The following is a 7,871-nucleotide window of genomic DNA, read 5'->3' as shown; positions in this document are numbered from 1 at the left end:
CCGGGACGAGCAGGTTGCGGGGTTGAGCAGGCTGCCGGGGCCGGTTCCAGCGTGCTCGCGGTCCTCTCGTCTTCTCCGCACGACCTTCCGACAGCAAACCACATCTCTCCACCCGGCCCCCGTCACGTTGCGAAGCTAGGGCGGCGGCAGGTTGCAGGGGCCGGGTGGAGAGATGCGGTCAGCAGTCTCCAGGCCGTACGGAGAAGACGAGAGGCCCTCTTGGTGGGTTTTCACCCCAAGGCAACGGCTTTCTCTACCAGCTGTCCGCGCGCAGTGAGTCCAACGCCGTCTGCAGGTCCGCCGGGTACTCGCTGGTGAACTCCACCCATCCCTCATGTGCCGGGTGGTGGAACCCCAATGACCGCGCCTGCAACCACTGCCGCGTCAAGTTCAGTTTCTTCGCCAGCACCGGATCCGCGCCATACGTCAAATCCCCCACGCACGGATGCCGCAATGCCGAGAAGTGCACGCGGATCTGGTGCGTCCGGCCGGTCTCCAGCCGCACATCGACCAGTGACGCCGCCCGGAACGCCTCCATCACCTCGTAGTGCGTGACGCTCGGCTTGCCGCTGGCCACCACCGCGAACTTGTAGTCCTGTCGCGGGTGCCGGTCGATCGGGGCGTCGATCGTGCCCCGGCTGGGATCCGGATGTCCTTGCACCAGGGCGTGGTACCGCTTCTCCACGGTCCGTTCCTTGAACGCCCGCTTCAGCACCGAGTACGCGTGTTCGCTCTTGGCCACCACCATCACGCCGGTGGTGCCCACGTCCAGCCGGTGCACCACGCCCTGGCGCTCGGCCGCGCCGGAGGTGGCGATCTGGATCCCGGCGGCGGCCAGGCCCGCGACGACCGTGGGGCCGGTCCAGCCGGGGCTGGGGTGCACGGCGACGCCTACCGGTTTGTCGATGACCACGATGTCGTCGTCCTCGTACAGCACGACCAGGCCGTCCACCGGGGCGGCGAGCACCGGGACGGGGTGTTCCGGTTCGGGGAGGGTGACCTCCAGCCAGGACCCGGCTACCAGGCGGTCGGACTTGCCCGCGGGCTGGCCGTCGAGCAGGACTCCGCCGGTCTCGGCCAGGCCGGCCGCGACCGTGCGGGACAGGCCCAGCAGTTTGGACAGGCCCGCGTCCACTCGCATGCCGTCCAGGCCGTCCGGCACCGGCAGGGTCCTCTGGTCACTCACGCGTTTTCCTCCACCGTGGCCTCGGCCTTCGTCTGGTCTGCTCCGCGCCCCGGCCGCTTGCCGTCGTAGTCGACGCCGAAGAGGGCCAGCAGCACCAGGAGCACGCCGCCGCTGACGATGGCCGCGTCGGCGATGTTGAACACCGGCCACACGCTGCCGTCGGGGGCGAACAGTGACAGGAAGTCCACCACATGTCCCTCGGCGAAGCCCGGCGGGCGGGTCAGCCGGTCGGCCAGGTTGCCCAGCGCACCGCCCAGCACCAGGCCGATGCCCACGGCCCAGCCGGTGGAGCGCAGCCGGGGCGCGAAGATCAGGATGGCCAGCACGACCAGCGTGGTGATCAGCGTCAGCAGCCAGGTCTGGCCGGGGAACAGCGAGAACGCCGCGCCCGGGTTGTGCAGCAGCACCAGGTAAAGCGCGCCACCAGCCACCCGGACCGGCGGCTGCCCGTTGAGCGCGGCGACCGCGAGGTCCTTGGTGATCAGGTCCGCCGCGAAGGCCGCCAGCGCCACCAGGGCGAACGGCACCAGGCGGCGGGGCGGCTTGTCGTCGGTGCTCACCGCCCCATTGTCCCGTACGCCGGGACCGCCCCCGACCTCAGGCGTTAATGAATGGCGGCAGCGGCCTCGGGTCGTTCACCGGGGCCCACCGGCCGTCCACGATCTCGTACTTCCAGCCCGGCCCGTGCTCGACCAGCTCGCGCAGCGCCAGCAGCACCCGGTCCACGTGCTCGGCGGTGGTGCCCAGACCCAGGCTGACCCGCAGCGCGCGGTCGCTGTCCGACCCGGCCTGGCCCAGCAGCCGCCGGGTGGCGATGTGCGCGCAGAACGCGCCGTCGCGCACCCCGATCCCGTACTCGGCGGACAGCGCGGAGGCCAGCAGACCCGGGTCCTGACCGTCCACCGTGAAGCTCACCACACCGACCCGGTCCTGCCCCGCGCCGAAGATCGACAGCTCCCGCAGGCCGGGGATGGCCTTGAGCCCGGCGCGCAGCCGGGCGAACAGCTCGGCCTCGTGCGCGATGACCGCGTCCCAGCCGTGCTGGGTGATGGCCTGGCAGGCGCTGGCGAAGGCGTGCACGCCGACCACGTTCGGCGAACCGGCCTCGTGCCGCTCCGGCGCGGGCGCCCAGCCCACGCCCAGGTGGTCGCCCCAGTCCACCACGTGCTTGGTGGCGCCGCCGCCGACCAGGTACGGCTCGGCCTGGTGCAGCCAGTCCGCCCGGCCGACCAGCGCGCCGCTGCCGTAGGGGGCGTAGAGCTTGTGCGCGGAGAGCACCACGTAGTCCACGTCGAGCTGCTGGATGTCCACCGGGCGGTGCGGGGCCAGCTGCGCGGCGTCCAGCACGATCCGCGCGCCGAAGCGGCGGGCCACCGCGGCCAGCTCGCGCACCGGCCACAGCTCACCGGTCACGTTGGACGCCCCGGTCAGCACCACCAGCCGCGCGCCCTCCGGCGTGTTGCGCAACGCCTCGGCCAGCGCGCCGATGGCGCCCTGCGGGGTGTCCGGGGTGGCGATCCGGGTGACCCTGGGGCCGCGCCACGGCAGCAGCGCGGCGTGGTGGTCGGTGTCGAAGGTGACCACGCTGGTGCCCCTGGGCACGCTGCGGGCCAGCAGGTTCAGCGCGTCGGTGCTGTTGCGGGTGAAGACCACCACGTCGCTGGCGTGCGCCCCGACGAATCGCCGCACCACGTCCCTGGCCTGCTCGTACACCTTGGTGCACACCTGCGAGGCGAACCCGGCGCCGCGGTGCACGCTGGCGTAGTAGGGCAGCAGCTCGTCCACCGCGTCGCGCACCGCGGCCAGACACGGCGCGCTGGCCGCGTGGTCGAGGTTGGCGTAGGTCACCCGCTCCCCGGTGACCAGCGGCACCGCGGTGTGCGCGCCGACGACGGCGGGCACGGCGGCAGTGGTGGTCGCGGCAGCGGTGGTGGCGGTGGCCTGCGCGGGGATGACAGCGAGCGACATACAACCCTCCGGGGTCCTGATCGGACCTGCCAGGAGGTCCGCGCTTGCCCGCCGCACCTCGCGACGGACCAGGTCCTCACCCGGAGCACCCCACCGCGGTAGGAGGGTTGCCGACCAGCAAGCCGGGGCTGTGCGCTGGTACTCATGACCTTGGCCCCGAAGTTAGCCGACGGACCGGCGACTTGGGAAGCCCCCTTTCCAGATACCGGGAAGCCGCTGGCCACCCGGCTTCGCCGAACGGGCAGCTGGCCGGGCACCGGTTGGGGCGAATTCCCATGCGACGCCGAGTTGATATTTCGACCCGCCCTAACCTGGCCGGACGGGTGAATCCGCCCGGGAATTCCGCACCAGGGGGCTTTCATGGAGAGAAACGGCACCAGCAGAATTCGGCGCGGCTTCGTGCGATTAGCCGTGGCGACGATGATGATGAGCAGCGCGGCACTGGGCGCGGCGGCCGCGGCACAGGCCGCGCCCGCCGAACCGCCGATCCCGGCCGAGACCGCGCCGGCCGGGGTCACGACCAAGCTCGCGGCACCCAACGGCCTCGCCGCTCCGCTTCTTTGCAGTGGTCACGCCGTCGAGCACGGCAACTGGAACAACGCGGACCCGAACGCCACCGGCATCGCCAGGGCCGAGCTGCGGGACTGCCAGTCGGTCACCGTCTGCGAAGGCTCGATCTGCCGCATCGTGCACGACGCGGGCTGGACCATGCGCCTGTTCGGGAAGTGCTCACCGACCAACTGCGACTGGGGCTGGAGCAATTCCGAGTTCCGCCAGTCCACCGGTCACATCCACGCCTTCTACGACCAGGGATACGCCAAGCGGCACGTCTGGGCGAAGATGTCGCAATACCGTCCCGGCCAACTCTGGATTGCCTGGAGAACTGATTTCGTCGACCCGAACCGGCCGGACTACGAAGTGCAGGAATGGTTCTACCGCGGCTGAGCGCGCAGTGACGCACACCACCGGGACGGCCTCACCACGGGCCGTCCCGGTCGCCGCGCTCAGACCCGGAACCGGCCGGGCAGCGACACGCTGAACCCGTCGCCGACCCGCTCCGCGCGCCCGGCGTACTGCTGCGCCCCGGCGTGGAACCGCCAGGCGCCCAGCACCTTCCCGTCCACCGGCACCCCGGCCTCGGCCGCGACCCAGGTGCTAACGTCCTCGTAGGACAGTCCACTCCAGTCGGCGTCCGCGCTGGGCACCGCGCCCAGCTGCCACAGCGTGAAGTGCACGTGCGCACCGCTGCTGGACCCGCCGCAGGGCAGCGCGTTCCCGGTGCGCCCCAACGGGGTCCCGGCCGAGACGGACTGCCCGTCGTGGACCTGGATGTCCTCAAGGTGGTAGTAGCCGGTGCGCCAGCCGCCCGCGTGGTCCACGGTGACCCAGTCGCCGCCGGAGCAGCGCTGGATCCGCACCGTGCCCTCGGCCGCCGAGCGGGCGACGCCGTCACTGGGCGAGAAGTCGATCGCGTTCTTGACCCCGCTCTGCCCGTTGTCCGAGTGCACGCCGGCCGAGTAGGTCTGCTGGCCGGTGGCGAAGGGCAGGGCGAGCACCGGGTCCGCCAGCGGCGTGGCCACCGCGGCGGGTGCGAGCAGCAGGCCGCCGGAGAGCAGCGCGGCGGCGAGCAGCCAGGTGGGACGGCGGTTCCCCGACATCGTGGACTCCTTACAGGGGGCACCCTTTCGGGTGAAGGAGCCATGAAGTTAGCCAGTTGGGCGCGAGCCGTCAGGCCCCAAACGATGTCGGCCGAATGGCCTAGCCGACCGCACCCCAGTCGTTGGCCAGCAGGATCTTCACCGCGTGCACCGTCGCATAACCCCGCCACTCCAGCGCGCCCGCGGGCGAGGCGGAGGCGAAGTCCACCAGCCAGCCGCCGTCGGCCTGCTGGAGCCCGGCCAGCCGGTCCAGGTCCCGGGTGATCACGTTGGCCGGCAACAGCTCCCGCAGCGGGCGGTGCGGTTCGGGCGCGAAGTCCAAGGGGTACAGGGCTTCGTCGGCCTGGCCGCCTTCGACCGGCCGGATCCCGTCAGCCGGCAGGTGCTCGGCCAGCCGCCGCAGCTCCGGCAACGCTTCCGGCCGGGTGTCGCACAGCGCGTCCAGCACCGCCAGCGAGTAGCGCAGCTCCAGGGTGCCGCCCGGTTCCGACTGGGTGGTGATCCGGTGCCAGCAGTAGTCCACCGCGGCGGCCAGCCACGGGTGCGCGGCCACCGCCGGGTCCAGGGCGGCCACCGGCAGCGCGTGGCTGACCACGGCGGCGGTCAGGTGCAGCGAGGACTCCGCCGGATCGGCCGCGGCGAACCAGGGCGCGGTGCCGGCGGACTCGCGCATGGGCAGCACGAACGGCAGGCCGCCGTCGGGCAGGCTGACCGCGCCGAGCCAGTCGCACAGGCCGCGGCTCAGCTCGGGGTCGCCGCCGGCCTCGGCGAGCACCTCGAAGGCGTGCATGGCGTTGAGCGGCTGGCTCTCCGGCGAGCGCAGATCGGGTTCCAGCGCCCAGCCGAAGCCGCCGTCGGGGTTGCGGTAGGCAGCCAGTGCGGTGAGCAGCGCGGCGCGGTCCGGCTGCCCGGTGAGCAAGCCGAACCGGCGACGCTCCAGCAGGCGGCCGTGGGTGGTCAGGAACCGGGAGGCCTCATCGAGTCGCACCCGGCCATGGTGGCCGCCGCGAGCAGCCCCGGCTTGATGAAACCGGCCATAAAACGGCTTGGCGCGAATGGCAGACTCGGCCCCGATGGAACACGTGATCGTGCGCTTCGACGAAGGCGGCACCTACAGCGACGCGGATCCCTACCTGGACCTGCTGCCCGATCTCGCGCCCCAGCTGCCGCCGGGTGCGCGGGCCTTCGCCACGGACCCGGAGCACTACGACTTCTTCGGCAAGCGGTGCGTGAAGGACCTCAAGCCTGCCGAACTCCGGGCCGACGGCGACCAGCTCGTGCTGGAGCTGCGGCACAACTGCTGGAAGCACGACGCGGACCTGGTGCTGCGCTACACCGGCGTCGCCGAGCACTCCTTCGACCCGCCGGGCGAGCTGCCCAGGGAGGTGTTCCTGGACGAGCTGCTGCCGCACGAGCGCGGGGTGCGGCACGAGATCGTGTGCCTGACCGGGACCATCGTGGTCGTCGCCGCGGACGTGACCGCGGAGTGGGTGCCGACGGACTGCATCGGCTAACCGTCGCCGCGCTCACCGCGCCAGTGCGCGTAGCGGCCGGCCCGGTCGATGGCGCGGATGCGTTTCTCCGCCTCGTCGCGGGCGGTCTCGGTGGTGACCACCAGCAGCTGGTCGTCGAACTGGAGGCGGGTCACCGACTGTGGCGTGAAGCCCTTGCCCGCGCGGACCACCAGGCTCACCGTGGCGCCCCCCGGCAGGCGCAGCTCGGAGACGTAGACGCCGTGCAGCTTGGAGCCCTTCGGGATGCGGATCTGCAGCAGCTCCGCGCCCAGCTCGTCCAGCGGACCGGCGTCCACCTGGACCTCCTGCATCTCGCCCCTGCGCACCAGCCCCAGCCAGCGGGCCAGCACCGGCAGGGTGCTGCCCTGGATCAGGGTCAGCAGCACCACCAGCACGAACACCACGTCCACCAGGGTCTGCGCGCCCTCCACGCCCTGGGTCACCGGGATCATCGCCAGCACGATCGGCACCGCGCCGCGCAGGCCGGACCAGGCCAGGAACGTCTGTTCCCGCCAGGGCAGGCGGAACGGGGTGGCCGAGAGCGCCACCGACAGCGGGCGGGCCACCAGCAGCAGCACGCCACCGGCGACCAGGGCCGGGATCAGCACGTCGAACAGCCGGGACGGCGAGGCGTACAGGCCCAGCAGCACGAACAGGCCGATCTGGGCCAGCCAGCCGAGGCCCTCGGCGAAGGAGAGCGTGTCCGCGCGGTGCGGCAGCCGGGCGTTGCCCAGCACCAGCCCGGCCACGTAGGCCGAGAGCAGGCCCGCGCCGTGCACGCCCTGGGCGGCGGCGTAGGCCAGCACGCACACCCCGACCGTCGCGAGTGGATAGAGACCGGTGGCAGGCAGCGCCGCCCGGCGTAACGCGGCCGCGCCCAGCCAGCCCATCCCGATGCCCAGCGCGGCGCCGATCACCAGCTCGTAGACCACCAGCGCCGGTGTCCACCAGGTGAACGGGTCGGTGCCGGCCAGCAGCACCACGGCCAGGAACACCGGCGCGTCGTTGAGCCCCGACTCCAGTTCCAGCGCACCGGCCAGCCGTTTGCTCACCCCGACCCCGCGCAGCACGCTGAACACCGCGGCCGCGTCGGTGGAGGAGAGCACCGCGCCCCACAGCAGCGCGGTGCGCCACTCCAGGTCCAGGATCAGGTGCAGCAGCCCGCCGGTGACCGCGATGCTCACCGCGACGGCCACTGTGGACAGTGCGATACCCAGGCCCAGCGCGGGTTTCACCGCCGACCAGCGGGTGGTGAGGCCACCCTCGGCCAGGATCAGCACCAGCGCGGCGATGCCGAGGGACTGGGTGAGGCCGGCGTCGGAGAACTGGATACCGAAGCCGGACTCGCCGATGACCAGCCCGATTCCGAGGTACAGCAACAGAGACGGTAGGCCGAGCCGGACGGACACGCGCACGGCGAGCACCGCCGCCAGGAGCACCCCGGCGCCGATTCCGAGCACGGTCGTCAGGTCGGTCATACGGCGCCTCCGGACATCAGACTAAAACTCTGGCGTGTCCATTGTGGCTGCTCAGAACCCATTTTTC

The 7,871-nt window shown here is 71.9% G+C and carries 8 protein-coding genes and 1 riboswitch; of the genes, 2 read left to right on the top strand and 6 right to left on the bottom strand.

Annotated elements, in window-relative coordinates:
- Window positions 1-253: 253 nt before the first annotated feature.
- From ACWDY5_RS39075 to ACWDY5_RS39065, 3 genes are read right to left on the bottom strand one after another with little or no spacing between them, the layout of a single operon-like run.
- The gene (locus tag ACWDY5_RS39075; RefSeq protein ID WP_449727175.1) at window positions 254-1,141 is read right to left on the bottom strand and encodes an RluA family pseudouridine synthase; all 888 of its coding nucleotides are present in this window, start codon (window positions 1,139-1,141) and stop codon (window positions 254-256) included.
- A 41-nt stretch (window positions 1,142-1,182) separates the two neighbouring features.
- Window positions 1,183-1,746 (bottom strand): signal peptidase II, encoded by a 564-nt coding sequence (lspA, locus tag ACWDY5_RS39070; protein ID WP_449727173.1) that lies wholly within the window; start codon window positions 1,744-1,746, stop codon window positions 1,183-1,185.
- 37 nt (window positions 1,747-1,783) lie between these two features.
- Complete coding sequence (locus ACWDY5_RS39065) at window positions 1,784-3,154, bottom strand: aminotransferase class V-fold PLP-dependent enzyme (protein WP_449727172.1); 1,371 nt, start codon at window positions 3,152-3,154, stop codon at window positions 1,784-1,786.
- 35 nt (window positions 3,155-3,189) lie between these two features.
- Window positions 3,190-3,304: riboswitch (SAM riboswitch) on the bottom strand.
- A gap of 210 nt (window positions 3,305-3,514) precedes the next feature.
- Here ACWDY5_RS39065 and ACWDY5_RS39060 point away from each other — a divergent pair.
- Window positions 3,515-4,099 carry a hypothetical protein gene (locus ACWDY5_RS39060; protein ID WP_449727171.1) on the top strand — a complete coding sequence of 195 codons (585 nt, stop codon included), beginning with the start codon at window positions 3,515-3,517 and terminating at the stop codon, window positions 4,097-4,099.
- A 59-nt stretch (window positions 4,100-4,158) separates the two neighbouring features.
- On the opposite strand, the gene ACWDY5_RS39055 is transcribed toward ACWDY5_RS39060, so the two are convergent.
- Window positions 4,159-4,812 carry a M23 family metallopeptidase gene (locus ACWDY5_RS39055; RefSeq protein WP_449727170.1) on the bottom strand — a complete coding sequence of 218 codons (654 nt, stop codon included), beginning with the start codon at window positions 4,810-4,812 and terminating at the stop codon, window positions 4,159-4,161.
- 100 nt (window positions 4,813-4,912) lie between these two features.
- Window positions 4,913-5,800, bottom strand: coding sequence for a hypothetical protein (locus ACWDY5_RS39050; RefSeq protein WP_449727169.1), 888 nt, complete (start codon window positions 5,798-5,800; stop codon window positions 4,913-4,915).
- Between the two features lie 85 nt (window positions 5,801-5,885).
- Between ACWDY5_RS39050 and ACWDY5_RS39045 the strand changes: the two genes are divergently transcribed.
- The gene (locus tag ACWDY5_RS39045) at window positions 5,886-6,326 is read left to right on the top strand and encodes a hypothetical protein (protein ID WP_449727168.1); all 441 of its coding nucleotides are present in this window, start codon (window positions 5,886-5,888) and stop codon (window positions 6,324-6,326) included.
- On the opposite strand, the gene ACWDY5_RS39040 is transcribed toward ACWDY5_RS39045, so the two are convergent.
- A complete protein-coding gene (locus ACWDY5_RS39040; protein ID WP_449727167.1) occupies window positions 6,323-7,804 on the bottom strand; it encodes a potassium/proton antiporter in 1,482 nt (493 codons plus the stop codon). The two genes, ACWDY5_RS39045 and ACWDY5_RS39040, sit on opposite strands and share 4 nt — an antisense overlap.
- Between the last annotated feature and the right edge of the window lie 67 nt (window positions 7,805-7,871).

The sequence above is a fragment of the Crossiella sp. NPDC003009 genome, from assembly GCF_053591555.1.
The sequence above is the reverse complement of the archived record's forward strand: the minus strand, read 5'-3'. Positions and strand labels throughout refer to the sequence as shown.

Bases quoted from the DNA above. Each gene is read 5' to 3' on its own strand.
- ACWDY5_RS39075 (WP_449727175.1), bottom strand. From the start codon at position 1,141: ATGCGAGTGGACGCGGGCCTGTCCAAACTGCTGGGCCTGTCCCGCACG.
- ACWDY5_RS39065 (WP_449727172.1), bottom strand. From the start codon at position 3,154: ATGTCGCTCGCTGTCATCCCCGCGCAGGCCACCGCCACCACCGCTGCC.
- ACWDY5_RS39060 (WP_449727171.1), top strand. From the start codon at position 3,515: ATGGAGAGAAACGGCACCAGCAGAATTCGGCGCGGCTTCGTGCGATTA.
- ACWDY5_RS39055 (WP_449727170.1), bottom strand. From the start codon at position 4,812: ATGTCGGGGAACCGCCGTCCCACCTGGCTGCTCGCCGCCGCGCTGCTC.
- ACWDY5_RS39045 (WP_449727168.1), top strand. From the start codon at position 5,886: ATGGAACACGTGATCGTGCGCTTCGACGAAGGCGGCACCTACAGCGAC.
- ACWDY5_RS39040 (WP_449727167.1), bottom strand. From the start codon at position 7,804: ATGACCGACCTGACGACCGTGCTCGGAATCGGCGCCGGGGTGCTCCTG.